At 44.0% G+C, this 25,886-nt stretch carries 25 protein-coding genes; 5 read left to right on the top strand and 20 right to left on the bottom strand.

Going from position 1 to position 25,886, the window contains the following annotated elements:
- Positions 1-3: 3 nt before the first annotated feature.
- The 6 genes from R7Z10_RS06415 to R7Z10_RS06390 form a co-directional block, all read right to left on the bottom strand.
- On the bottom strand, positions 4-840 hold the full coding sequence (locus tag R7Z10_RS06415) for a nitrilase-related carbon-nitrogen hydrolase (RefSeq protein WP_262659519.1): 837 nt from the start codon (positions 838-840) through the stop codon (positions 4-6).
- 4 nt (positions 841-844) lie between these two features.
- Complete coding sequence (locus R7Z10_RS06410; protein ID WP_005375745.1) at positions 845-1,726, bottom strand: glycine betaine ABC transporter substrate-binding protein; 882 nt, start codon at positions 1,724-1,726, stop codon at positions 845-847.
- 35 nt (positions 1,727-1,761) lie between these two features.
- Positions 1,762-2,496, bottom strand: coding sequence for an ABC transporter permease (locus R7Z10_RS06405; RefSeq protein WP_182035719.1), 735 nt, complete (start codon positions 2,494-2,496; stop codon positions 1,762-1,764).
- Entirely contained in the window at positions 2,493-3,662 is a 1,170-nt protein-coding gene (locus R7Z10_RS06400; protein ID WP_005389193.1) for an ABC transporter ATP-binding protein, read from the bottom strand. Before R7Z10_RS06400 ends, R7Z10_RS06405 begins: the two co-directional genes overlap by 4 nt.
- A gap of 24 nt (positions 3,663-3,686) precedes the next feature.
- A complete protein-coding gene (locus tag R7Z10_RS06395) occupies positions 3,687-4,343 on the bottom strand; it encodes an ABC transporter permease (RefSeq protein WP_005375739.1) in 657 nt (218 codons plus the stop codon).
- Between the two features lie 233 nt (positions 4,344-4,576).
- Positions 4,577-5,890, bottom strand: coding sequence for a methyl-accepting chemotaxis protein (locus R7Z10_RS06390; RefSeq protein WP_042521095.1), 1,314 nt, complete (start codon positions 5,888-5,890; stop codon positions 4,577-4,579).
- Between the two features lie 728 nt (positions 5,891-6,618).
- Between R7Z10_RS06390 and R7Z10_RS06385 the strand changes: the two genes are divergently transcribed.
- Positions 6,619-7,059, top strand: coding sequence for a phosphate-starvation-inducible PsiE family protein (locus R7Z10_RS06385; RefSeq protein WP_005375731.1), 441 nt, complete (start codon positions 6,619-6,621; stop codon positions 7,057-7,059).
- Between the two features lie 418 nt (positions 7,060-7,477).
- On the opposite strand, the gene R7Z10_RS06380 is transcribed toward R7Z10_RS06385, so the two are convergent.
- Both R7Z10_RS06380 and R7Z10_RS06375 read right to left on the bottom strand, forming a co-directional pair.
- Positions 7,478-8,086 (bottom strand): MarC family protein, encoded by a 609-nt coding sequence (locus R7Z10_RS06380; protein ID WP_132936374.1) that lies wholly within the window; start codon positions 8,084-8,086, stop codon positions 7,478-7,480.
- Between the two features lie 280 nt (positions 8,087-8,366).
- Complete coding sequence (locus R7Z10_RS06375) at positions 8,367-8,792, bottom strand: TraR/DksA C4-type zinc finger protein (RefSeq protein ID WP_064354628.1); 426 nt, start codon at positions 8,790-8,792, stop codon at positions 8,367-8,369.
- 190 nt (positions 8,793-8,982) lie between these two features.
- Between R7Z10_RS06375 and zigA the strand changes: the two genes are divergently transcribed.
- Complete coding sequence (zigA, locus tag R7Z10_RS06370) at positions 8,983-10,182, top strand: zinc metallochaperone GTPase ZigA (RefSeq protein ID WP_017821067.1); 1,200 nt, start codon at positions 8,983-8,985, stop codon at positions 10,180-10,182.
- A 148-nt stretch (positions 10,183-10,330) separates the two neighbouring features.
- Here zigA and R7Z10_RS06365 read toward each other — a convergent pair whose 3' ends face one another.
- Together R7Z10_RS06365 and R7Z10_RS06360 are read right to left on the bottom strand one after the other, a co-directional pair.
- Positions 10,331-11,545 carry a GTP-binding protein gene (locus R7Z10_RS06365; protein ID WP_176311604.1) on the bottom strand — a complete coding sequence of 405 codons (1,215 nt, stop codon included), beginning with the start codon at positions 11,543-11,545 and terminating at the stop codon, positions 10,331-10,333.
- Positions 11,546-12,068: 523 nt separating this feature from the next.
- Entirely contained in the window at positions 12,069-13,328 is a 1,260-nt protein-coding gene (locus tag R7Z10_RS06360) for a peptidoglycan DD-metalloendopeptidase family protein (RefSeq protein ID WP_182038364.1), read from the bottom strand.
- Positions 13,329-13,475: 147 nt separating this feature from the next.
- Here R7Z10_RS06360 and R7Z10_RS06355 point away from each other — a divergent pair, with 147 nt between their 5' ends.
- Positions 13,476-14,348, top strand: coding sequence for an aspartoacylase (locus R7Z10_RS06355; RefSeq protein ID WP_042521104.1), 873 nt, complete (start codon positions 13,476-13,478; stop codon positions 14,346-14,348).
- A gap of 207 nt (positions 14,349-14,555) precedes the next feature.
- Here the strand turns inward: R7Z10_RS06355 and R7Z10_RS06350 are convergent, their stop codons facing one another.
- The 6 genes from R7Z10_RS06350 to R7Z10_RS06325 all read right to left on the bottom strand — a co-directional run bounded on the left by R7Z10_RS06350 (position 14,556) and on the right by R7Z10_RS06325 (position 19,858).
- A complete protein-coding gene (locus tag R7Z10_RS06350; protein ID WP_021707804.1) occupies positions 14,556-15,569 on the bottom strand; it encodes a GTP-binding protein in 1,014 nt (337 codons plus the stop codon).
- Positions 15,559-16,119 carry a carbonate dehydratase gene (locus R7Z10_RS06345; protein ID WP_017821071.1) on the bottom strand — a complete coding sequence of 187 codons (561 nt, stop codon included), beginning with the start codon at positions 16,117-16,119 and terminating at the stop codon, positions 15,559-15,561. Before R7Z10_RS06345 ends, R7Z10_RS06350 begins: the two co-directional genes overlap by 11 nt.
- Positions 16,120-16,163: 44 nt before the next feature.
- Positions 16,164-17,498 (bottom strand): dihydroorotase, encoded by a 1,335-nt coding sequence (locus R7Z10_RS06340; protein WP_269333956.1) that lies wholly within the window; start codon positions 17,496-17,498, stop codon positions 16,164-16,166.
- An 82-nt stretch (positions 17,499-17,580) separates the two neighbouring features.
- Entirely contained in the window at positions 17,581-18,051 is a 471-nt protein-coding gene (locus R7Z10_RS06335) for a Fur family transcriptional regulator (protein WP_017821073.1), read from the bottom strand.
- A gap of 4 nt (positions 18,052-18,055) precedes the next feature.
- Positions 18,056-18,724, bottom strand: coding sequence for a DUF1826 domain-containing protein (locus tag R7Z10_RS06330; RefSeq protein WP_005375711.1), 669 nt, complete (start codon positions 18,722-18,724; stop codon positions 18,056-18,058).
- Positions 18,725-19,063: 339 nt separating this feature from the next.
- Complete coding sequence (locus R7Z10_RS06325) at positions 19,064-19,858, bottom strand: helix-turn-helix transcriptional regulator (protein WP_005375710.1); 795 nt, start codon at positions 19,856-19,858, stop codon at positions 19,064-19,066.
- Positions 19,859-19,980: 122 nt separating this feature from the next.
- Here R7Z10_RS06325 and R7Z10_RS06320 point away from each other — a divergent pair, with 122 nt between their 5' ends.
- Entirely contained in the window at positions 19,981-20,787 is an 807-nt protein-coding gene (locus R7Z10_RS06320; protein ID WP_062730947.1) for a sulfite exporter TauE/SafE family protein, read from the top strand.
- Positions 20,788-20,910: 123 nt separating this feature from the next.
- On the opposite strand, the gene R7Z10_RS06315 is transcribed toward R7Z10_RS06320, so the two are convergent.
- From R7Z10_RS06315 to R7Z10_RS06300, 4 genes are all read right to left on the bottom strand, one after another.
- Positions 20,911-21,930, bottom strand: coding sequence for a hypothetical protein (locus R7Z10_RS06315; protein ID WP_062730946.1), 1,020 nt, complete (start codon positions 21,928-21,930; stop codon positions 20,911-20,913).
- A gap of 400 nt (positions 21,931-22,330) precedes the next feature.
- Complete coding sequence (locus tag R7Z10_RS06310) at positions 22,331-22,633, bottom strand: hypothetical protein (protein WP_005375707.1); 303 nt, start codon at positions 22,631-22,633, stop codon at positions 22,331-22,333.
- A 205-nt stretch (positions 22,634-22,838) separates the two neighbouring features.
- Positions 22,839-23,777 (bottom strand): alpha/beta hydrolase, encoded by a 939-nt coding sequence (locus R7Z10_RS06305; RefSeq protein WP_017635745.1) that lies wholly within the window; start codon positions 23,775-23,777, stop codon positions 22,839-22,841.
- Between the two features lie 72 nt (positions 23,778-23,849).
- Positions 23,850-24,764 carry an alpha/beta hydrolase gene (locus R7Z10_RS06300; protein ID WP_054574368.1) on the bottom strand — a complete coding sequence of 305 codons (915 nt, stop codon included), beginning with the start codon at positions 24,762-24,764 and terminating at the stop codon, positions 23,850-23,852.
- A gap of 128 nt (positions 24,765-24,892) precedes the next feature.
- Here R7Z10_RS06300 and R7Z10_RS06295 point away from each other — a divergent pair, with 128 nt between their 5' ends.
- Complete coding sequence (locus tag R7Z10_RS06295) at positions 24,893-25,822, top strand: LysR family transcriptional regulator (protein WP_062730945.1); 930 nt, start codon at positions 24,893-24,895, stop codon at positions 25,820-25,822.
- The last annotated feature ends 64 nt before the right edge of the window (positions 25,823-25,886 follow it).

The following is a 25,886-nucleotide window of genomic DNA, read 5'->3' as shown; positions in this document are numbered from 1 at the left end:
GTTTTAGCGTTTTGCCTTCGACAATAGCGTTGTGATCAATGGTGTATTGCTGTCTCGCACGGTAGGCAGCTCGAACCTGGCTTTATCAATATCGTCCAATGACAAGGTTGCAGTTATCAAGGTTTCACCGTCTTCTGCCTGCGCCAATAGCTCACCCGTTGCAGACAAAATACAGCTTCCTCCCCAAAACCACGCTTCGCCCTCTGGCCCGTAACGATTGGCCATCAAAACTGGGGTTCCGTAGAGCACCGCATAGAATTTAACGTTAACTAACCAGTTGTCTTCATTGGAAAAGTCTTTACTGACAATACTGCTGGCCGAGTTGATCGGCGCGAGCAAGATTTCAGGCTTATCGAGTAGCGCGCAATGAACCAAAGGTGGATTCCATAAATCGGCGCAAATTAAAACCGAGCCTCGCCAATTTTCGTCAAGAGAAACGCTGGTGGTAGCCTCTCCCGAATGAAACCACTTACCCTCTTCAAGCCCACCATAGGTTGGTAAATTGACTTTACGATGCACAGCAACCACCGTACCACCGAGCAACCAAGCTATCGCGTTGTAGTACTCTCCCGGAGCGGCCTGTTCAACAAAGCCGACAATCACGGACATCTGCGGTGCAAGTTGCGCAAGCTCTTTAAGCCGAGCATCATCACGCTTCATGGCAACTTCACGCACAGAGGATTGGAGCTGGTATCCGGTCAAGGAGAGTTCAGGAAACAGCAATAGCTGCGACCCTATGGCCGCAGCTTGCTTTATGTAATCCTGATGAGTATTCAGATTGGCATTCACATCGCCTAACTGGGCGTTGATTTGGGCCACACTGACTTGCAGGATAGTCATGGTATTACCCCAAGTTATGCTCAGATAGGAACTGGCTTGCGACTTCTGAGATCGAACGTCGCTCCACATCAACTTGTTGATTCAATGTCGACATCGTATCGCCATCGATCGCCGCAGAAAGCGCGTTCATTTGCTCGGCAAGGTCTGGGTTCGCATCTAGCGTTTCTTGGCGAACCACAGGAGTGATCGCGTAATCAGGGAAGAACTGTTTGTCATCCGTTAAAACGGTAAAACCAAATGCTTTGATACGACCATCTGTTGCAAATACGAGCGCAGCATCGACTTCTTGCCCTTTTAGCGCATCATAAGTTAACCCAGTATCCATGCGTTTCACTTGGTCTCGTGAAGCTTTGAATTTGTAGGTTTTCTGTAAAGGTCGGAAGCCATCTTTTCGTGCATAGAATTCCGCATTCAAAGCAATGGTCATTGGCGGGTCTTGGCGCATTTGCTCGGCAAACTCGGACAAGGTTGAGATGCCACGTTGTTTCGCATCGTCACTGCGCATAGCGAGCGCGTAGGTGTTGTTCGCTTTTGAAGGGTTAAGCCAAACTAGGCCTTTCTTCGCATCGAGTTCCTTAACGCGTTGATACACTTGCTCTGCTGGGAGCTTGTCTTTGACTTTGTTGTAAATGATCAGTGATGTGCCCGTGTATTCCCAATAAAGATCAATCTGGCCGTTTTCTTGCGCTTTACGCAAAACCGCACTGCCCATGCCCGAACGCTTATCAACGTCGTAGCCTTTTTTGGTTAAATATTGAGACGTGATCTCCGTTAAAAGCTGTTGTTCTGTAAAGTTTTTGCCACCTACGACGATTTCCGCGGATGCGTGAAAACTTGAAAGCAGTACACCAACGGCCAGCAAGCGGCGAGTAATTTGCTTTAACATGTTTGACTCCTGTCTGTGTTCAATTTTTAGGATTGTTATTGTCTAGCTCTAATAGGGTTACAGCCTTTAGGTACAGTGACATAGGAAACGGCTCCTACCACACTGTCGATAGCGATAGCCAACATCGCTGTAGGAATAGCGCCTGCCAGCATCATGATGGGTTCATCCAGATCAATACCGGTAAAAATGAGCTCCCCTAACCCACCGCCACCAATTAAGAAGGCCAGTGGCACGGTGCCCACGTTGACAGCTAACGCCGTGCGGATACCGGCAAAAATGACGAACAGCGCATTAGGAATTTCAACCTGAAATAACATTTGTAACTCGGTCATACCAATGCCTGACGCCGCTTCTTTTAAATGAGCGGGCACTTCTTTCAGCCCGATGTAGGTGTTTCTGACAATCGGCAACAACGAGGCAATCGTCAGCCCAAATACCGCAGGCATGGTGCCAATGCCAAGAAAGCTCATTGCCAGCGCAAGAATAGCTAAAGTAGGAATCGTGGTCCCCACATTCAAAACCTGCATCGCCGATTCTGCGACTTTCTGAAAACGAGGACGGCTGAGCAATACGCCGACGGGAATAGCGATTAGGATCGCCAATCCACCAGACAGCAGCACCAGTTCAATGTGCTGAACCGTCAAATAAACAATGTCTTCTTGGTAGTAGAGGAAATCATCGATCGTACCCGCGCCTTGTAAATAAATACCCAACGCAAAGACACACGCCAATAAAACGAAATAGTAGGTTTGTTTTAGCTGATTGGTCACGATGCCTCCTTAGCCTGATGCAATGGCTGTGGCTCACTAAGAGAGGTATCGCGCTGATAAGTTGCGCCTAGATAATGAGTAATGCCGCGCTGTGTGACTTCTCCCACTAAGCGGCCATTCTCGTCAACACACGGCATCCAAACAATGTCGTGCGTGAACATCTTCGACGCGACTTTACGCAGATCATCCGTGGTTCGGGCGATTGTTTTCAGGCCAACATAATGTTCACCGCAGTACCCCTTCATATTGATTGCTGTAGCTTTTGGCACATAACCGATAGGCTGGTGTTGGCCATTTACTAATATCACGGCGTCGCGATACCCATACGCGTCAATTTTGGTTAAAGCGTCGGCAAGCGTCTCGTTAGGTTTCACGTGCGCAAAGGTGGTCTGCATGACGGACTCAGCCGTCACTAAGCGTAGACGTTTAAGTGCGCGATCATCTCCGACAAAGTTTTTCACGAAATCATCTTTCGGGTGTGCGAGCAAATCGTCAGGCGTATCGTACTGAACCAGATGACCATCGCGGAAAATCGCAATTCTATCGGCCATTTTGACCGCTTCATCAATGTCATGACTGACAAACATGATGGTCTTGTTGAGCTCTTGCTGCATTTTAAGGAACTCATCCTGGATTACTTCACGGTTGATCGGGTCAATCGCACCAAAAGGTTCATCCATCAGCATGACGGGAGGATCCGCAGCTAGCGCTCGAGCAACTCCAATTCGTTGCTGCTGTCCGCCAGACAACTCATTTGGATAACGATTAAGAAAGACACTAGGATCAAGAGCAACCATCTCCAATAGCTCTTTTGCACGCGTCATGTACCTTGCCTTATCCCACCCTAATAACTTGGGAACCACCGCGATGTTTTCGCCGATCGTCATGTTGGGAAATAAGCCAATTTGCTGAATAACATAGCCGATGTTGCGGCGCAGAGTGACTGTATCCATCCCAGAAGTATCTTCACCGCCAAGATAGATCTTGCCCGATGTCGCGGGAATAATTCGGTTGACCATTTTCAGCGTGGTGGTTTTGCCACAACCGGACGGGCCAAGTAGCACACATATTTCACCACTGGGAACTTCCATCTCAATGTGATCTGCGGCAGTCACCGGGCCATTAGGCGTTTCAAAAATTTTGGTTAGCTTGTCAATTTTGATCATTTGAATGTCCCTATTATTTGTCCTTTATCGAGCAGCGGTTAGGCCCGGTGGCGTTAATCTTTTTTGTAGTCGAATCAATCCGTAATCCGCGATGATAGCCAGAAGGCTGACGGCGATGGCACCAACGATCAGTTGTCGAGGATCACTTTGCGAGATGCCACGGCTGATAAACACGCCCAGCCCACCGGCTCCGATATACGCGGCGATCGCCATAACGCCAATATTCATTACTACTGCCGTTCTCACACCCGCCATAATCACCGGAATCGCCAATGGAATTTCCACCATTTTCAAACGTTGAAAAGGCGTCATCCCGATACCGCGAGCAGCCTCTCTGAGCGATGGTTCTACGTTGTGAATTGCGGTATAAGTGTTGCGAATAATAGGCAGCTGAGAATAAAGCAGTACGGTAATCACGGCGGGCACGTAGCCAATCCCATGACCAATGGTCGATAAGAGAGGAATCATCAAACCAAACAATGCGATTGAAGGAATGGTGATAATGATGGACGCTACGTAAAGCACCACTTTCGCAGCGCGCTCATTTTGTGTGATAAGAATGCCGATAGGTACGCCAGTTAAGATGGCAAGCCCAACAGCCAGAGCAACCAAAGAGATGTGCTCCATGGTAAGCGTACCTAGCAGCGCTAAGTTATCTATGGTGAAATTTAGTAAGTCCAAGTAGGTCTCCCCCAACTGTGATTCGCAACCAAGTTAACAGGAGATTAAATTACGCTACTTTTTATTAACAGTGTTGTAAAATAGCGACACGTAAAGATAGAAATACGAAATATTAAGAAAGGAATGAACTGGCTTTCTCATCACCAAAAACACGCTTGATTGGCGATGAGTAGCACTAGTAAACAATTTGATTATATAGGAACTTAAAAGCCTGTGCTGGCATGAAGAACTGACTACAACGAGCGATTAAATTGCTCCACGGCCTCTACAACACGGCTAGCGCCATCTTGTATTTCATTCATCACATTGCCTGCTTTTTCAGAGAGCTCTAGCGTATCTAGTGCTTCTTTTTGGCATTTAGCGATCAGCTTAACTGCGTTATCGGTTCGCTGTAGGTTTTCACTGACCATTGTGACAATTTCATCGGTGGTTGCATTGGTTCTTGTAGCAAGCTGTCTGACTTCATCAGCAACAACGGCAAAGCCTCTACCATGCTCACCCGCACGAGCCGCTTCTATCGCCGCATTTAACGCCAATAAGTTAGTTTGGTCAGCGATACCACTGATGCTATTTACCAACTCGCTAATACGCGATGAGTGCGCTTTAAGCTCGTCAATCGCCGTGTTCGCTTGCTGCATTTGCTCGGAAAGTATCTGCATCTTTTCTAACGTTGAGCCTATAACCTCTTGCCCTTGCAGGGTTTGTGTTCCAGTTTCTTGGGAGATTTCGTTCGCCAATTGCGCAGCCTGGGTCATTTTCTGTTCCTGCATCACCTGCTGGGTAATATCTGTCGCGAACTTAACGACCTTGTAGAGCTCTCCTCTGTCGTTATGGATAGGGTTATATGAAGCCTCTAACCACACATCTTCACCATAACGGTTAACTCGTTTGAATCGCTCTGATGAAAATTGCCCTTTTGCTAAACGTTGCCAAAACTCACGGTAAGCTTGAGAGCTCGACTCTTCCTGATCACAAAACATGCGATGATGCTTCCCTAGAATCTGATCAAGCGTATAACCCATTGTGTTTAGGAAATTATCGTTGGCTTTTAAAACATGACCATCTAATGTGAACTCAATCACCGCCATAGAACGACTTAATGCATTTAGCATGTCCTCTTGCTCACGAGATGATTTGATCGTTCGCGTAAGTTCAGAAGCAAAAACAAAAAAGCTTTCTACTTCTCTGTGCTCATTTAAAACAGGCTGGATAATCGTTCTTAACCAGGCTTCCTCACCATTACCTTTCTGTACTTGCAATGCCCCATTCCAGAACACTTTATCTTGGACGGCTTTCTTCATTCGATGAAAGTGATCTGTATTGCGCGAATTTGACGGTACCAATTCAGTAATTGATTTCGTTAAGATCTCATCATCATTTAAGAAAAGTTCTTGCTGTAGCTTAGTATTTGCAGAAGTAATGATGCCTTTACTATCCAATGTTAAGCGGATCATCTCTTCATCTAAACTGGTTTGGATTTGCTGCAGGATTTGCAACTCCTGCTTTAATCGTTGATTTTCTTGTTGAAGCGACTTATTAAAAAACATGACTTTCTCTCATTCGACCGACCTTCGGACTAGTCAAAGGTTTATTATTTGTATACCGAATAACCTGCAAGCGGCAAAATCGTTTGGTTGCATATTCAAACGCGATTTCTATTTCTTATCAAAGGACCCCGCTGGGAATACGGCGATTTTTTCTACAGTGTAACCTAAGCGCAGTATACTGAAATTTCTTCAGCGCCCAAGCTGTTTATATATTTATCAATATTAAAGCTCTTTATCGCCAGTTTGAGGTTTGTATTTGTGGATATACTTATATGGAGAAGCGGTGTGTTCAGATCAATAAGCCTTTTCATTAAAAAAAAGGGCCTTGACTTAATTCCAATAGTTTTTGCCGTTTGAGCGATTAGCCACTCCTTATTCGCTTGCATTTCTATTAATAGCGCACGGAGGAACCAGCAACAAGCGCATCGATTTGCCCAGTATCAATACGTTGTGGTATTCGCTCATTCAGTTTGCCGTGAAGGTGATGAATCACCACCTCATCAGTCGATTCGTCACGATCAGAAATGAGGTAATGAGGTAATAACGCATGACACCAGAGATTACATTATGTGTCCAACATTGTGCCCACTCCTAAGTTTCATAACTTCCTTCCCTCGGACGCTTCTATCTCTCACCACAGCAACTATGCTTTAAACGACATGTATTCAATTGTCTAGCTTCAACATATGAAGGTTAAGTGAACATAAACAAGCGAAGGAAACAGGGCCATGGAAGTCGATAAAAATGATAAGTTAACAAAAAAATTACAGATAGTGATTCATTGGTCTGTAAGAGTATTGTCGATAGTTATGTTGTTTGTAATCGTCATGGGTGTGATAGATGTTGCATGGACGATATATCAAAAACTTATCACGCCACCTAAACTCATTCTGACGATTTCAGATATGCTAGCCACTTTTGGTGCTTTTATGGCCGTTTTAATTGCTATTGAAATTTTCATCAATATAACTATTTACCTGAGAGAAAATGTTATTCATGTAAAAATCGTCATGGCCACCGCGCTGATGGCAATCTCCCGAAAGGTCATTATTATAGACTTTGAAACCTTGTCTCCAATGTACCTGATTGGAATTGCGGCTGTAGTTCTTAGTATGAGTCTTGGTTACTGGCTGATCCATAAACTGCCCAATAAGAGCCATACTGAATAAACATCTCAGCCTCCCGGCTTTGCAGATACTCTCAAGGCATGAAAGAGCCTTGTCTTGGCACGTTGAAGCTAATAGATTCCTCCATGCTAGGCTCTATATACTACGAGACAACAAGATTATAGAGTAGTGCCTAGGCGGGGAAATTATCGATATTATTTTCTAGCAGCTAATCTTTGAGTATTGGCACAGCTCAATGGGGCAAGTGTTGCTCCAGTTCCCCATCTGATTTATACCCTCAACATCTATGCATTTTAATTTCAACTTTTCCGTGATCCTCTTAAACAAGGTCGTCACGAATAGCCTGAAGGATTACATCCGGCTAGAAGTAACAGCCAGAAAAGTGATTGTCAGGTGGTCGGTCATCTCGCCTTAAAATTAGCTCTTAACGTATACCTTCAGCTCAGTTTGCGAAACAGCCTTAAAGGTCAAAGTAACTTTCAATCCCATTCAGAGTGTTGGTCGTGGCCACAGCGGCTAATATCAACCCCATGATCCGACTTACAGCACTAGCTCCTGTATTCCCAATAATCCTGTGTATACCGCTGGCCATTAATAGCAAGATATAAACAACCAATAGTACCAGCAGCATCATAGCCACGGTCTGGACTTGCTCCCAAATATTAAACCGCACGTTCTCTGTGAGTAAAACGGCGGCTAATATTGCGCCAGGGCTAGCAATTGATGGAATGGCTAGAGGAAAAACTGCTGTATCATGATGACTATTGAGCGTTCTGATTTCTTCTGCTGGTTTACTCTCACCAAATATCATAGTCAAAGCAAACAAGAACAATACGATACCGCCCGAGATTTGAAACGCAGACAAGGGAATACGCATTGCTGTAAGTATGATTTCACCAGCAACAACAAAAAACAGTAGGATAGCAACGGAGAATAGAGTCGCAAACAGAGCGACCTTACGCTTTGCCACTTCTTCATAGCTTTTTGTGGCTGCGATAAAAACGGGCACAGTACCTATGGGATCGATGACAGCAAAGAAAAAGATAAAAGTTGCCACAAAGTCAATCATGCTACTTTCTCCAGTACCAATTTAGCTTTAAGGATAGAAGATCAGCTTGAAGTAGCAGAGAAAATGTTTGACGCTAACATAGCGAGAGCTCATTCAGAAAAACAAAAATGGTGCGTTATTTACAATACAGAACTTACTTCTATCCTATCGATAACTATTAATATCTCAAAGGTAATGACTACCATACCTAACGGTAGTCGCCATCGCTTTAGACTTCTCAGAGAACATCAAAAAAAACAAGTGAACGAGAAGAATATCGACGTCATAAGATAGTGAGGCTTTAGTGTTTATACCAGTGCTCTTTTGACTCCATTTGAGCTTTTACTTCTGCACTATATTCAGCAGTAGGTCGTGCCAATAACCTTGGAATGCCGATAGGTTCTCCGGACTCTAAACAATAGCCATACTCCCCTGCGCGCAAGCGAGCCAACGATCGTTGAATCTTAGGTAACAGCTTTTGCTCTCTATCTATGATTCTTAATGCGATTGCAGATTGCTCCTCACTGGACGCCCTATCGCTTTCGTCACTGAATTCCATTGGCGCAATCATCTCTTCTTTCGCGCGTTCAATATGCGCTAACGTCAATTCATAAAGCTCAAATAATCGGTTTTCAAAAAACGCGAGCTGAGCTTCATTCATATAATCCGCCTCGGGCGCTGCAAGAATTTCTTCTTCTGTCATGACATGCTTTTTCTCTTCGTTCATAGAACCTCCACACCGAGATAAGAGTTCGATCTCTAAATTCCGGACATCTGAACCTGTGCAACTAAACGACAAATAAAGCCGCCAATAAGGTGCAGTACTCGACACAGTAACAAACTGCTTGATGCCAGAGTTAAGATCACCGACTATATTAATTGTTACATTATAACATTACACTATAAAGAGCATGAGCATGAACACCCAGAAACTCCCTGTTACGGTTTTATCCGGCTTTCTAGGCGCAGGAAAAACAACCGTTTTAAGTCATATTCTTAACAATAGACAAGGCAGAAAAGTCGCGGTCATCGTCAACGACATGAGCGAAGTCAACATCGATGCGGCAACTGTTCAGAATGAAGTTTCTCTCAACCACAGTGAAGAAAAGTTGGTTGAAATGAGTAACGGCTGCATCTGTTGTACCCTGCGTGAAGATCTACTTGAAGAAGTCACTAAACTCGCGCAAGAAGGCAGATTCGATTACTTAGTTATCGAGTCCACTGGCATCGCCGAGCCACTTCCCGTTGCAGAGACTTTTACGTTTGCTGATGAAAACGGGCTATCACTTTCAGACGTTGCACGTTTAGACACCATGGTTACGGTGGTTGATGCGATTAACTTTCTGCGTGATTACGATGAAGCTAAGTTCTTAACAGAGACAGCCGAATCCTTAGGTGAAGACGATGAACGCAGCGTCGCCGACTTACTCGTCGATCAAGTCGAGTTCGCTGACGTGATCCTGATAAGTAAAACCGACCTCGCTGAGAAATCAGAAATCGAAAGGCTTCTTGCGATTCTTAAAACCCTAAACACATCGGCCACTATTCTTCCTATCTCGAATGGTGAAGTAGAACTTGATGCCGTACTCGACACACAAAGTTTCAGTTTTGAAAAGGCGCAACAAGCCCCAGGTTGGTTGAAAGAAATGCGAGGCGAGCACATACCTGAAACCGAAGAATACGGCATTTCCAGCTTTGCCTATCATGCGAGACGCCCTTTCCATCCAGAGAAGTTTTACGACTTCCTCCACAATGCGAAAGATTACGGCAAACTGATTCGTTCCAAAGGTTACTTTTGGCTAGCAACCAGACCAGAGTTTGTCGGTCAATGGAGCCAAGCGGGAGGCATCGCACGTTATGGTGTTGCGGGTATGTTTTGGAAAGCAATTCCGAAAGAGGAATGGCCGACGGCTCAAGATTACTTAGATGCTATAAACGACATTTGGCAAGAACCTTATGGCGATATGCGACAAGAATTGGTGTTCATTGGTCAGGGATTAGAGCAAGAGAAATTGATTGCTCGTCTAAACGAATGCTTGTTAACAGAAGATGAGATGGAGCAAGGGCTCGACTATTGGTTATCTCTGGAAGACCCTTTCCCTGAATGGGAACAGTAAACGACTGAGATTCAAAAAAGCCTCCCACCATTCGGGAGGCTTTTTCGTTACACAGAGCCAATTTTGGTATACCGAGCCAATTCAGTAAGTCCGTTCTTGGTACAAGCCGAGATTCAAACATGCACCAAGGGAATCCTCACCAGTACATTCAAACTGTCTTCTTCTGGCTCAACTTAGCTATTTTCTTTGGCCAAGGATCTTCAAATGTTGCCCCCTGTTGCCATTGCTCCAATTCCGCATCCGTTAAAAAGCAGTTTTCCAGCGCATCAATAAACACATCGACTTCGTTTTCTTGCCCAATCACCGTTAAGCGACAACGACGATCACCAAAGCGGCTTTCAACACTGTCTATCTTATCTTGCAGGATTTGACGATGTTCCTCAGTGAAGTTTTGCGATTCGTCATTGATTACCGAAGCGCGCCAAAAGCCTGTAATTTCAAGCCCCACATTGCCGCTTGCTTGGCTCCAAAGCAGTGAAACATCGTCTCGAGTTGGAAACCAAAAGAACCCCTTACTGCGGAACACACCTTTAGTTAAATACTGGTGGCAGGTACTCCACAAACGCGCAGGATGAAAAGGTCGATCATCTTTGATCACTTTGGCGACAAGGCTTTGTTCGTCTTTATCAGAGAGATTCAACGGCTCATTCACCGTCTCACGAAGTTCTGCGATTAACTGCTCAACAAGGAAGAAATTGTAGTCTTGCTCACCTTTCAACATGCGGATATCCAAGTTTCCCCATGACGTTTTGATTATCTCGGTGTAAACATTAAGCGGATGAATCCCCTGCGCGATGTTGCGAACGGTATTGTCATCCACTTTGTCCGTCTTGGTGAGCATGACACGGTTTGAGAACATAATTTGCTCTACCAACAAGTTTTCAACGCCGCGAACACCCTGCTTTACGTTCTCTTGCCACTTCGGAATTAAGGCAGAGCCTTGTCGATAGTCATCTCGCAACCAAGTCGCATCCACCAACGTAATCACGTCTTTGAGAGCGAATGGTGCGTTGTTTTTAAAATACTCAACCAAAGGCAAAGGATGACTACTGCCCGACGTTTCAATCACAATCCATTCTGGCCATTTTTCTGCGCAGAGCTTTTTAAGGGCTTTATCGAGCTGCCTTACACCACTCGGGCTGCTGATGCTGTCTCCACTGATCGTGACAAAGTTGCCCTGCTCTTCACTCACCGCATCGGTATTTAAGATAAGCACGCCATCAACGTCTAACTCACTCATGTCATTCACAATAACGGAAAGATCAATACCAGAAGAATCGGCTTGTTGAAGAATGTTGCGTAAAAAAGTGGTTTTCCCTGACCCGAGAAACCCATGCAAAATAGTGACTGGAATTGATGGCATACCTTTGACCTACAAACTCTGAATAAACACATGTTATAACATAACAATTTGATGAGTTATAGAAGGAATCCAATTGCTGTCTTAGACCCAAAGCTTAAGAATCGGTAAAGACCACAGAGACTGATTTTTCAGAACTCGCCTTCGTTTCTCAGCACGTTTCATCACCAGCAAAGGTCTGACTATTGATAAAAATAATAAGTGGTTACAAAACGACCATTGCTTTGTTTATAAAATTGGAGAAAGATGACAATACAGCGATTTATAGGAGGTGGTGTTATGACTTTAGTTCTTACCGTTCTTATTTTCCTAAGTTGTATTGCGATGCTCGCAATTGGTGTGATGTTTTCACGTAGGCCGATCAAAGGCGGAGATTGTTGCAAAGCGTCCGATGTTGCGGATGTGGACGCACGTAAAAGAAAAAATCGCAGTCATTATTCTTCTAGGAACACATATTGAGACTCACCTATTGCTCCAACCTCATAACACAAAATAGCATAACTGAGCCCTAACAAATTGTCGGGACTCAGTTTTTCGTTTCTACTAGATAATCAAACTCTGATACTCGCGCCAAAAATGAAGGTTTCTGGATGTTAGGAAGCGACTTCGCGATAGGTAAGTCGGCTTTCATTGCATCAACCGGACGATTACGAACTAAAACTTCAAAATGTAAATGTGGTCCGGTTGAACGACCAGTATTCCCAGAGAGGGCTATTTTTTGCCCACGCTTTATAACTTGACCTTTTTTAACCAAGATTTTATTCAAGTGTAGGTAACGAGTTTTGTACACACTGTTATGTTCAATCACTAAATAATTACCGGCATAAGGGTGCTTGCGGACCGCAATTACTTTTCCATCCCCAGTAGAATAAACTGGCGCACCGATTGGTGTCGCGAAATCCGTTCCGTTATGCGGGGTGACTCTTCCCGTCACTGGGTGTTTACGCTTAGGGTTAAACCCAGAGGTGATTCGGCGGTATGCCCTATCGACAGGATAACGGTTAAACGCTCGCTCCAAACTGTTACCAGCTCTATCATAGAACCGTCCATCCTCGGCTAGAAATGCAGCGACTTCGCCCTTCGCTAAGTTAAAAGAAATAGCCTTAATCTCACTATTGCCAGTTTTGTGTTCACCTAAATATTGCTGTTTCACTAATATATCGAAACGGTCACCGGCTCTAAGAGATCGCGCAAAATCAATCTTATCTTTCATCACCTGCGTAATATTTGCGACGTGGCCTGATGCCAATCCTACTCGATGTGCCGAGACTGAAAAACTCCCTTTGATTTCTCCCGAAAATAAGGTTTCACGCCATTCCCCTGAAATTTCCTGAAATTCGTAAGAGAAGGAGCCATCGTTTTCTCTAGTGTAGAGAGCCTTCTCTACAAGGCTCATATGATAAATTAGTCGACTCAATTGCCCCATGTCATCCATCACTAATTCAAGCTCTTCTCCGGGCTTAATCATATCTAGCTGGAGGTGATCAAGATCAACTGAGAGAATTTGCTGCAAAATACCGTAAGGGAGACCCAATTGAGCGAAGATACCACTGAGCGTATCTCCCACTTTAACTATGTAGTGTATTTGTTTAGGTTTAGGCAACGGAGTCAAACTGACATCTGAGGGAACCACTATCTTTGATGATGGAGGTGGTGACGAATCACTGCTTTGATTCAGTTGAACGCTGTGACTATCTTGATTTGGCTCATCCTCTGTAGGTAGAAGCAAAGCGACCGAAAAACAAAACACAGCAACGATTAAAGCAATAAATTTAAACTGACTCATGAGAAACTAAGTAACAATAATAACGATTGTTATGTTATAACATATCTAGGATTGTTTTTACTCAGTTTAGTAAACGTTTATTCAGTTCACTGGATTGGCTAAGAGAAGACCAGTCATTCAACCCATTCTCTTTGAGAAGGATCAATAATGAACACATTCAATTCAGCACTTATCGTTGCAGGAACACACGGAAACGAACTTTCTGGTATTTATTTACATAAACTAATCAAAGAAAAACGTTACTCTGTCAATAGATCAACCTTTTCAGCCTGCTCGATCATCGCAAACTCCGAAGCAGTAAAACACAACGTCCGATACATCGATACAGACTTAAATCGCGAGTTCTCAGCAATGAATAGCAATCATTGTCCTGATTTGCATGAAAGCAAGATTGCACATCAATTTATCGAGAAATATGCAAACCAAGAAAAACTGTTGATTGTTGACCTGCACAATACAACAAGCAATATGGGAGCGACGTTGATTCTGCTTTCTAACGATGTGTTTTATCGGAAACTGGGCGCGTACGTCAAACAACGAATGCCATCAGCACATGTCCTTTTCGAAGAGCGAAAAGAATGGCAAGAGCAACCTTACCTTTGTACTGCTGGGCAATATGGAATAATGATTGAGGTCGGGGCGCAAGCACATGGTGCGCTAGAGTACAGTACGTTGGAGTTGATGAAACAGATGCTTACCGCAGTATTGGACTATGTTGAAAAGCACAACCTCAACCAAATAGGCTTACTGAGCGATTATGAGGCGTTTTTTTACACCGAAGAAATCAGGGTTCCACTTGATCAAGAGGGTATGCGGCAAGCACTAGTACACCCTACTATTTGTGGCAGAGATTTTGAGGCGGTCAAACCAGGAGCACCTTTATTAGCGACTTTCGCTGGTTATGATATCCATTGGAATGGCAAAGGGGAAATTTACCCGCACTTTATCAATGAGAGCGCCTACAGTACCGCAAATATAGCAATGGCCCTCGCTAAAAAAAGACGTGTTTCTTCCGTGTAACTTAAAGCAAGTAATTAGGCCACGTGTAACGTGGATACCTCACCCCATGAATAAAACTGTGCCTGAACCGCATAGGCAGAAAATACGGGTACTAACCCCACCCTAATACGGCAGCATAAGTGCCCTAAGCGCAGCTTTAAAAGAAACCCCACTAGAATTTTAAGGAGGTAAGACATTATGGTTAAAAGGAGAGTTTTCTCTTTTCTATCATGATGCCTTCTCCAAACATCGAAATAATCTATCTTCAAATTGGTCATCTAGACCGGAAGAGATCAGTTCTAGGCGGCTTTCTGAACACTCGTCTAGTTCAAACTCTGTGAGTCCATCTGATGTTAGATTGTAACCAAAAATACCGCTTCCCGTGATAAAAACCGCTTTCATTCGTTCGACCTTGAGGTCGAGCAGCAATAATCTCAGCTTTTGATGATCGAACACGTTTTCAGCGGATATACGCCAACCGATACTGTAGAAACCTTCCCCCTGATTGGTTGCTTTTAGAATGCCGCTCTCAGGCATAGGCAACTCAGGAACAAGTGACTTTTTCTCTCTTTCACGATAAAGAACAGAGGGCGTTTTTTGCACGTCAATACGAGTCGCTCCCTCACATTCATGAAAAGGGATAGCGCCATGTTCAGCGAAAATCACTTTTGTTTCCCGCAGACCGAGCTTTGCTATATAAGCCGTCAGCTTTTGCTCATCTTCATCTTGATAGAGATCGCGCTTATTACCTACCACTGTATCTGCGATAGTGATTTGCTGGTTAAACGTTTCATGCTCAGTGTACTTAGGATCCGATAGTTTACGTGCATCGACTAAAGTAATGTTTTTTTGCAAAGCGAGAATTTGACGATAATACTCGGTCGATAGCACTTGCAGTACTTCTTTAGGATGACCAAGGCCTGTAGGTTCAATCAACAATCGATCTGGCCTTGCTTCAGACAATAATTGATTTAAGGCGATTTGCATCGGAAGACCTGCTGCACAGCACATACATCCCCCGGGGACCTCTCGAATAAACACTTGGTCTTGTTGTTTTTTTTGGCCTTGTAACAAGCTGCCATCAATACCAACTTCGCCAAATTCATTGACCAATACAGCCCAACGTTCATGACTCGGTTTATGGGTCAATAAGTGCATTATTGCCGATGTTTTCCCCACCCCGAGAAAGCCAGTGATGATGTTAGTCGGCACTCGCGAAATCAGTGGCTTATTAAAGTTCATTGGCAATTCTCCGGTAGCCTTGGACTAGTTCATGGTTGGCAGAAACGACGGATTCGGAAAAAGCTGAATATTCTGGCGGCACTTTAGAGATACTCTCTAAATCAAAACCGACACCAATATTGGTCATCGGTGGTACATGGAAATAAGCGGGTAAATCGAGGCCATCGACGACACAGTTATGACGAATAACACACCTCTCACCGATGACGCTATTGAACACGACGGAGTTGAAGCCAATGAAAACATCATCACAAACCTGGCAAGGACCATGAATAATCGAACGATGAGCAATGGATGAGCGCTCACCAATGGTCACCGCAGCCCCTGCCTTAGAGTGAATTACGACACCATCTTGGATATTGGTGTCACGTTTGATGACGATAGCTTCCATGTCTCCATGGTTATTAACTTCGTCAGCTCGAATAACAGCATAGGGTCCAATAAAAACGTTATCCTCAATAATGACTTTGCCACAGATAATAGCGGTTGGATCGATAAAGGCTGTTGAGGACACCTGTGGCATATGGCCCGTTGGGTTTCTTCTTAACATAATGCTTCCAGTTTGTTTATGGCTCTTTTTTTACGGTCAGCGACTTAACGATTGAAGGATAAACGCATCGCTCCAGCTGGTTTATCGATGACTTTGTTATTGTCATAAACTAGCGCGCCATTGACCCAAGTCTTTTGAATTTGAGCTGAAAATTCATGTCCAGCAAAAGGCGACCAACCACAATGATATAAACTGTTTTCGTTGCTAACTCGTGTTGGGGTATGAGCATCAACCAACACCAAATCGGCGTAGTAACCTTCACGGATAAAACCTCGGCCTTGAATGCCATAGCGAATGGCCGGGTTGTGCGCAGTTTTTTCGACTACTTGAGTCAAACTCATATGACCTAAACGGACATGCTCGAAGAGAGTAAGTAACGCATGCTGAACTAACGGCAGTCCGGCTGGAGCCTGCTCGTAAGGCACTTGTTTTTCTTGCCAAGTGTGAGGAGCGTGGTCTGTTGCAATGATATCTATTTGCCCCGTATTTAACGCTTTTAACAACGCATCGCGGTCACTAGGAAACTTGATTGAAGGATTACATTTGATCAAGTTACCAAGAGCGCCATAATCTTTGTTGCTGAACCAAAGATGGTGAACACAAGCCTCCGCGGTGATTGATTTGTCTCGAATGTCTCTCTCGTCAAAAAGTGCTAGCTCCTTCGCCGTTGTGATGTGCAGCACATGCAGTTGGCTGTGATACTTTTTGGCAAGTTCTACCGCATAAGAAGATGAAGCGTAACAGGCCTCTTCGTCACGCAAAATGGGATGGTCTTCGATAGTGAAACCTAGCTTCTTAAGCCTTTGCTTTTGCTGGTTTTGTTTAATAACAGTCCCACTTTCACAATGAGTAACAATGAGTACTGGAGAGTCACGAAAAATTGACTCTAACGCTTGCGGATCTTCGACTAACAAATTTCCTGTTGATGCCCCCATAAATACTTTCACACCACAATGTTGTTTGGGGTTAAGTTGTTTAATCTGTTCAAGATTGTCTTCGGTTGCACCGAGGTAGAAAGAATAATTCGCAAACGAGCTTTCTTTAGCGAGAGCGAACTTGCGCTCTAACGAGTCAATAGTCGTTGTAGCCGGACTAACATTGGGCATTTCCATGTAGCTTGTAATACCGCCGGCCACCGCTGCCCGCGACTCACTTGCAATTGTGCCTTTATGTGTCAGCCCAGGTTCTCGGAAATGCACTTGATCGTCAATCATGCCTGGCAGTAAGTAAGCCCCTTTAGCATCAATTACAATATCTCCGTGTTGTACGGATATATTAGTAGCAATCTTGTCAATTCTTTGATCAACAATACGTAAATCTGTTTCGGTAATGGCTCTTTCGTTGACCACCCGAGCGTTTTTAATCAATGTTGCTGACATAATTCATTCTTTTAGATAATTTGAAAAGGTGGCCAATACTCGGTCACCTTGTGAAGCTATAAGGGGAGATCGTGTGTCTGCCTCATAGGGGGCGGTTTGCGCATTCATCGCAAACACAGGAAATCTCAAATTGTGGGCTAAGAACGGTGAAGCCTTCTTGTATGGCTTTCGCACATACGCTAGAAATAACATTGGCTTCAACCGCTATTTCACTAACCTTTCCACACTGAGAGCAAATCAAAAACTGTGGAACGCCATGCTCCTGATCGCACGCGATTTGAGAACAAACGACGTATTTACTAGATGTATTGAGCTTATGGACAAAGTGCTCTGCTTCAAGGAAATCGAGTATTCGATAAACCGACATCGCTTGAATGTTTTGAGAAAAGTTGTGATTGCAGTAGTCAACTAGTTCGTAGGCAGAAAGCGGCTTCTCCGCATATAGCAGTGAAGTCAGTATCAATTTCCGTTTAGTAGTGAGTTGTTTACCTCGCAGCAGGCAGATTTTCTCTACCTGCTTCATGACGTCATCTACCGTTTTGAGCTTTCTCATATCTCTAGATGAAATCCAATGTGAGTAGTAAGCGACGTTCATTGTCTGCAACATGTGGAGAGCGATGTATAAGTCCAGTGGCTTCATTGCCTTCCCAACCACTTCCTTTGAGCAGGGCAACATCGCCAGGCTGCATTCGTCGTATGGCACTTTCAGAGTCGTATAAGCCCGATAGGTGATCAGGTTGACCAAGACTACCGGCACCGAGTTTAGTGCGATCAATGGTATCGTTGGTTAACCATTCGGTCGCTCGGCCGGTATAAGTTATGACAAGTCTGCAAGGCACACGATCAAAGTGAAATTTCGGGCACATCGGGCTGTCTAGGCGAGTTAGCCTCAAACCTGCTTCTTTAACCTCAAACAAACAGCAGAACATATCGACGATTAAAGCAACATCTTCACTCAGCGCATCAGCACACGCATAGCCCTTTAACTTGCTTCGTACCCATTGTGCAGCATCATCTGGCGTGACACTTTGTACCAGTGCCAATCTAGGCTCCTGTGCCAGCATCAGATTAATGTCCTTCGTCAACTCTTTCGAGAGCGTTCGCTGCCATATGGCAATATTGTGCTCTGGTTTGTAGATGTCGCTAAGTATGTTCGCTGATGTCGATATCGCCAACGATGATGTTGTTTGGACACGAAGCGGGTTCTCAACTACATCAATGCTCATATATCTTCCTCCCAAGCGTTAAAAAGGTCAGGTAAAGGTTTTAATAACGTTGATTTTCTAGGGCTATGAGACCTAGTAATCGTTACGATTTCGCTCTAGTTCACGGACATATTGACACAGTCCCACCCCATGTAGAGTCAAGTCAGACAACGCTTGTGAAGAAATCAACGTTTACTCTCTCTCAATAGGAGACTACTGGTTGTGAGATCAATTCTTTAAACAACAAATTGTAGAGCCCCAAACAAAGCAATGTTATAACATAACAATTAATCTTTTCAATATTTACCTTTTTTGATTAAAAATAATTAGGGGAACATCATGAGCATGCGAGCACGGAAATTATATTCCGCGATTAGAAAAGTAACGCGTAGGTGAATCGCCATAGACCCGACGAAACATCGCGATAAAGTTGCTGGGCGTCGAATAACCCAAAGCATGTGCAACCGCTCCTACAGATTCCCCTCGAGCTATCATTTCTAATGAATGTATTAGCAGTACTTGTTGCCGCCATTCATTAAAACTCATGTTTAACTCACTTCGAATCAATCGTCTTAACGTCCGAGATGAGACTGCCCCAATATTGGCCCAATGCTCCACAGAATGTTTGCTGTTTGGGTCTATTAAAATTGCTTGAGTAACTTTTTGCAGTCTCGGATCTCTGGGCAGCGGGATGTGGAGTGACTCATGAGGGCTATTGACGATTTCATCGGATATTACGGCAAGAATACGTAAAGACTGTATGGATAGATCGTCTGTTTTGCTCCATATCGATGCTCTAACCGATAGGGCTTTCAACACATCGCTCATTTGGATAACACAAGGTCTCATTGGAAACCGCTCACAACTCTCTGGAGTAAACAGTAATGAACGACCTTTCAGAGAACCACAAAAATAAACACTGTGCATCGCACCCGGGGGGATCCAACCTGCTCGGTGAGGTGGTAGTATCCACGTTCCTTCATCGGTTTTGACCTGAATTAGCCCTTCATCTATACACAGTAACTGGCCTCGATGATGACTGTGCCAATTATGTGGCCGTTGATCCAAATGGTTGAAGTCGCTCCTTTCATGCTGCCACTCCTTAACGATCAGTGCGGCGCCATTTTTCCATTCGCTGTAATCAGAGTTTGTCACTTTATTTACTCAATTCCATTTTGGTCATTATTCATTATTTTCTGTCCTCTTAACGTTACCATAGCAAGTTAGCGTTCGAGTAACATTTTAGCAACGACCATTTTATCGAAGGCAGAACCATCATGAACGAACCTATCTTTATTATCTATTACATTACGGCAGGCTTGGGCATTGGCTTTCTCGCAGGACTCGTTGGTGTGGGTGGTGGTGGAATGGCCGTCCCTATTTTTGCGTTTCTATTTTCACTACAGGGAATAGCTGATACGGAAGTAGTGCATCTTGCGTTGGGGACATCAATGGCTTCGATGATTGTTACAACATTGGGCAGCATGCGCGCTCACTACAAAAAAGAGAATGTAGACTCGACAATGGTAGTAAAAATGTTGAGCGGAGTTCTAGTCGGAACATTTTGCGCCACATTCGTAGCATCGTATCTACAAGGAGTCTATCTGGCAGGCTTTTTCAGCGTATTCATGTTGTATGTTGCTTATAAGATGTTTCTCAACACTGAAAATGAGTACAACCCTAACCCACATGGGGCTATCGGTAATATCACTGTAGGCTCGGTCATTGGCTCTGTATCAGCACTTGTCTCTATAAGCGGTGCGGGGTTGATCATCCCCTATCTTGTCCAGCAAAATTTTGAAGTAAAACGTGCTATTGGAACCTCTGCTGCGATAGGTTTCCCTATCGCGCTGTCAGGAAGCCTCGGTTACATGTTAAACGGATGGGAAAATACAGATTGGAACAACTTAGTCTTAGGATACATATACCTTCCTGCAATGCTCAGCTTCTCCATTAGTAGCTACTTAACTACTAGCCTCGGCGTGCGTTGTGCAGAGTATTTCCCAAATAAAGTTCTTAAGAAAATCGTTGGTATTTTGTGTGTTCTTCTAAGTTTCAAAATGTTGGTACAAGTACTTAGTTAGAGCAAATAACACGGTCACTAGTAGGCCTTGCACTATGGTGAAAGGATAAGCCTGCAAAAACTTACTTCTCGCTTTGCTGGTCCAAGCACACAATGTGTAAGAAAGCTCCTCATTGTTGCACTCTTATGACTTTGTTAACCTGGCCAGAATTACATCCAAAATGTGCTGATGATTGTCCTTTCTGGAAACCTCGTCACGCTCCTGGCAAAGTGCTTCCTCCCCTTCTGATGCGAGAATTTTAATGCCACGCTCAGTACATTCTGCGAACGCACTAAACTGACTCGCACTGGGGATCTCTTGAAATGTTACATTGGGAAGAGCAACAAGTGATTCGGCTGGTGTCAGTGCGGGATATAGCCGATCAGAGAGCGCCACCACGGTGATAGCATTGTTCATCAAGGCCAGAGTTTCAGGGACAAAAGTTTTCGTTAGCTCAGGGTTGATAACGACGACCGATTTCAGTTTGTTTTCAGACTGAAATCGGGGAAATTTTTGATCCGGGATGCTGGTAATATCAACGTTATTTTCACGTAACCAATGACAGTCTACATTGGTGGCGTTGTGACACGATGTTCGATATTTCTCCGGGCTTATTTGCGCTCCGGAGAGCATCAGCATAGATGTGCCGCCCAGAAAAAAGCCGACCCCCTGCACTGCATCAGTATCTACGCCTCCGGACAGTATCCCGACCGAACTTAATTCGTTCAGCCCAAGCACCAAATCACTGGTTCTGAATGTGATTTCATCGACAGCCATTTCTGCATTGATTTCGTTCGGTGCAGGAGGCTTTGGTACCACAACGACATAACCTTGTTGCGCCAGGCTCGAGGCTATCCAACCACTGTGGGAAAACGCTGACCGTGTTCCGCCCTGCGACAAAAGCACAACGGGAAATTTTCCACTTGCTAAAGGGGCATCTAACTGCGTTTCGACTGATTTAAAAATGTTCCCCCTACCAAACGTGAAATTGTTTTTTTCGTTCGTTGTGGGATACCAATAATAGACTTCTACTGGCTTATCTCTGTCTTCACTGAATCCCGTTTTGATTGTTAGCGCAGAATGGTATTTCGGCTCATTCGTACTGGCGCTGGCACTGACACACAATGTAGCGAGTAGAAACGACATTATTATTTTGGTTTTCATTTTTCCCTCAGTCGGTCAACACATTATTCTGCACGGCATCTAGAAAAATAACGCGCAGGAGATTCTCCATATATTTTGCGAAACACAGCAATTAAGCTATTCATAGTCGAGGTAACCCAAAGAAAATGATAGACCGCTCCAGCTAGAGCCTTTCTTTTCAATAATTTTCTGCGGATATCCACCATGCAGAAGTTCGTACTTTACTCATTGTAAACGACTAATCATTGCCTCTTAAGGCAACATTAGAAAACCAACCGTATTCACAATCCATAACTCCATAACTCATAGTTACACCGATGTATATCTAAGTGAGCCGAAGCTTCATTGCCCATCCAGTGCCCTTTGCATTTTTATAGCAAGGTAGCCAAGCACCATTTTATTACGGACCATTGCTGCGCGGCTAATGCTTTTGTTTTGTATCGTAACTGATTTGCTTACTGACGTTCTTTAGTTGCACTCCTACCTTATTAAATGCCTTTTGAATAGTTGTGGAAACATGCTGGCGGCCCTCTCCTTCAAAAAAGTTAGCTCGATCTTGCTTCGTTTCGAATACACAGACTATTTCTAAACTTTGTGGAAAAGAAGAGAATTTGACGGTATGAGTCACCCAAAGAAAGCCATCGTAGCCTTTTAGCGTATCTTCACAAACTTCGGTCAACACTTCTCTAATTAGATTCTCGACCTTCTTATCTGATTTGCGCATGAATTAAACTGCCTTCCTATCTAACGCCTTTAATTAGGTCTCAGTCTACATTGTCTTAAACAGTATTTGGCAGTGGTATTTAGTCAATAGCCTGTAGATGAGGTTATTCGCACGAAGATTTACCGACCTACTCGCTTCGAACTACATCTTACGCTGTTAAAAATAAGCGCTTTGCAACTCTACAAAACGCTTCTAACTTATTAGATTATTTTAAGTGTGTTTCAAGGAATGCAGAAACCTTGTCCATTGCAATGCCGACTGCTTCTGGATGGTCATACAGTTCATAGTGAGACCAATTTTCCAAATTAACCAGCTGTCGGTCTTTTGATTGAACAGAGCGGCCATAAATTTCCTGCCCATCACGATAAGCACCAAACGCCCCGACTTTTTGCCCTACCACGGCCATAACAGGCTGAGTCAATAACGTTTCGGCAAATGCAAAGGCATCCCAGCTCAGTGTTTTCTGTGCATGTGAAAACAGCATACGAGTTGCACCACCTTCGGTTTGTCCACGTGATGTTTTGTAGTATTCAGTAGCTTCGAACACGTCTCGTTCTGTTAATCCATTTTCTTTTGCAAATTCAATATTTGGAGGAAGAAGTTCATCGATTTTCAGCTCTGAGCCGCGAGCTTCGGCTGTTCTCTGTGCAGCCATAGCTTCAAGATTGGCGATAGGGTCGTACATACTAAAGCCTTCACGGAACAAGCGGCCTAAGTTAACAGGCGTAATACCTACGACAGCTTTCAAGCGCTTTTCGGTTAGGGCTGAATTGATCATGTAACCACCACCGCCGCAGATACCGAGTCCACCAATTCTATTCTCATCGACATATGGTAAAGTTACTGCATAGTCGATAACGCGACTGATATCTTCAACACGTTGACTTGGGTCTTCTACGTAGCGAGGCAATCCTCCCGATTCTCCTTGGAAGCTCGCGTCAAATGCGATCACGACGTAACCTAACTCAGCAAGGGCTTTACCATAGACAGCGCTGGATGTTTGTTCTTTACAACTACCAAAAGGATGAACACTTATCATTGTTGGGTAGCGTTTCGATTCATTGAAGCCTTCTGGGAATAAAATTAATGCAGACATATCCCAAGACATATCAGCATTTCTAAAAGTGATTTTTTGCATATTCATAATCAATACCTTAAGAGTAAAAAGCCTTGAGAGCAGAAAGGCTCGAAGCAATTGAGCCTTTCATCGGGAATATTAAAGAGTGCGTTGGAAGAAAGATGCGAGTTGGGATACTGCGTCATCGACGTATTCGGCAACATCATAAAGCGACATATGGTTTGCACCATCAATGGCATACAAGGTTTTATCTGAACTCGCAGCACGTTCTATCAGGTCATCACTCATCCATTTGCTGCCTGCGTCACTACCAACGACAGCAAGAATTGGCTGAGTTAGGAATGCTTCCGCTTTGTGGTACGAATCGTAAGTAATGATCTGATTTAAGTTACGAGTTAGAGCAAAACCCGGCGCATTTGGATGTTCACAACGTGGTGTGTGGTAATACTCCCAAGCTTCGCGTAGTTCTGCATTTGAGGCATCTTCTTCACGCATCGGAGCTAGAGGAATAGTCGCGAATTCTGTACCATTCGTGTCGGTTGTGCGAGCATTCGAACCAAATTCTAAGTAACCAACAGCGTCAGCATCGTTAACCGAATTATCCCAACCATTACGGAACATTTGGCCAATGTTTACGGCACTAACCATACCCAGTGCTTTGATTCGACGATCATTGATCGCTGCATTTGCACTATAGCCCGCACCAGCACAAATCCCCATTGCGCCAATTTTATCGTTATCGACGTACTCTAACGTTGTCAGATAGTCGACGACTGCGCTCACGTCTTCAGTACTCGTGTAAGGGTTTTCCATTTGGCGAGGCTCACCTGTACTTTCACCTTGATACGAACGGTCAAACGCAATGGCAATTATGCCGCTTTTTGCAAGTTTACTCGCATATAGGCCTGCGGTTTGCTCTTTTACGCCACCACCTGGGTGTGAAACAACAACCGCCGCATATTGTTTACTTGCATCAAAATCTGTAGGGAAGTTGATAACCGCTGAAATCTCAATACCTTGACCATTGAGATTTTTGAAAGTGACTTTAGACATAGCGACATTCTCCATTAGAGGTTAACTGTTCATCTCAGGCTGACCTAAGCTTCGATGTAATATTAGTCAACACACTGTTTCGGATAAATATCGTTTTATCTACATGACTGTTTAGTTATACTTAACAAATGAGAATAGAACCTTCTTTAATTTCATCACTGACGTGGTTTGCACATATTGCTCGCCATCGCAGTTTCACTAAAGCAGCCTTAGAAATGGGGGTAACCCGTGCTGCCTTATCACAACACCTAAAAGCGTTAGAACAACAGCTACAAGTTCGGTTAATTAATCGAACCACCAGAAGTATGTCGCTGACGGAAGAAGGCCAACGTCTGCTTGATATTTTGCAACCTTCATTGGTGAACATTGAGCAGGTCGTTAACGAATTGAACGACTCTCATCTTGAGCCTTCGGGATTAATCCGTATCAGTGTATCAAGAACCGCTGCTCGGCTGCTTATTGAGCCCTATCTAGGTGAGTTCCTCTCTCGTTATCCTAAAATACGCCTAGAGCTAATCATGGATGATGGGTTTTCTAACATCGTCGCAGAAGGCGTTGACGCTGGCATTCGCTTAGGATTAAGCTTAGATGAACATATGGTTGCGATCCCTATTACTCCGCCGTTAACAACGGCAATAGTGAGCTCTCCTGAATACTTTAGGCAAAATGGACTACCTCAAACTCCTGAGGATTTAGAAGATCACAATTGCCTTGCTTATCGTTTTACCTCTAGCGGAACAATTGATCATTGGTCGCTAACCTCTCCAGATGTTGCAAAGCGCACCCTCGTTTTCGAGCCTAAAGGTAATGCTATTTTTAATGATGACTATAGTATGTTACAAGCTGCAATACAGGGTGTGGGTTTAGTGAAGCATATTGATTTATGGGTGGAAAAGCACATAGATGAGGGAAGATTGACCCGAGTTCTGACACCTTGGTGCAAAGAGTTTCCAGGGTTTTATTTATATATGCCTTCACGAGAGCATATGCCGAAAAAAATCCGCGTCTTGATGGATTTTTTAATCGAAAAGCGCGAAGCTCTGAAACTCAAAGAGTAATTACCAAATTGCTTTAAATAAAAAAGCGAGCACGAGGCTCGCTTTTAACTTTCTGTTTTCGTTA

Origin of the sequence: Vibrio sp. Vb1018, assembly GCF_033338775.1 — a bacterium.
Classification (GTDB): Bacteria; Pseudomonadota; Gammaproteobacteria; order Enterobacterales; family Vibrionaceae; genus Vibrio; species Vibrio alginolyticus.
This window is presented reverse-complemented; position numbering and strand designations above follow the sequence as displayed.